This window comes from Campylobacter concisus, assembly GCF_002913545.1.
Lineage (GTDB): Bacteria > Campylobacterota > Campylobacteria > Campylobacterales > Campylobacteraceae > Campylobacter_A > Campylobacter_A concisus_AV.
Genome location: NZ_PPBR01000004.1, coordinates 1 through 458, shown reverse-complemented (window position 1 = coordinate 458; position 458 = coordinate 1). Strand labels below are relative to the sequence as shown.

General features: G+C 42.1%; 1 protein-coding gene. It reads right to left on the bottom strand.

Annotated elements, in window-relative coordinates; genetic code table 11:
• A partial coding sequence (locus CYP05_RS00225; RefSeq protein ID WP_258031481.1) for an ABC transporter substrate-binding protein occupies positions 1 to 458 on the bottom strand: 458 nt, incomplete at both ends.

The following is a 458-nucleotide window of genomic DNA, read 5'->3' as shown; positions in this document are numbered from 1 at the left end:
GCCGATAGGTGCGTCATTAAATTTATCAGTCGCGATATCTTTGCCCTTTAAAATGTGCTCAGGCAAAACGCCAAAGCTAAGCGCGTCAAGAAATGGCGGAAAAGGCTCATTAAGCGTGATCTTTACTTTGTAATCGTCTAAAATTTCAACGCTTTTTACCACCTCGTAGTTTGAGATAGTAGGCGCGTTTAGCTTCTTATTTTGAGCCGCTTCGATAGTAAATTTCACATCTTTTGCGCCAAATTTTACCCCATCATGCCAAAAAGCATCATCTCTTAGCTCAAAAATATACTCCAACCCGTCATCACTCACCTGCCAAGACTTCGCAAGCTCAGGCACGACGTGGCTATTTTCATCGTGGCTAGTAAGTCCAGAAAAAACTAGCGAAAGCGTAGGATCATGATCCTCATCGTAAAGTGGATTTATACGAGGTGTTTGCTCCTCAATAGCTATTACAA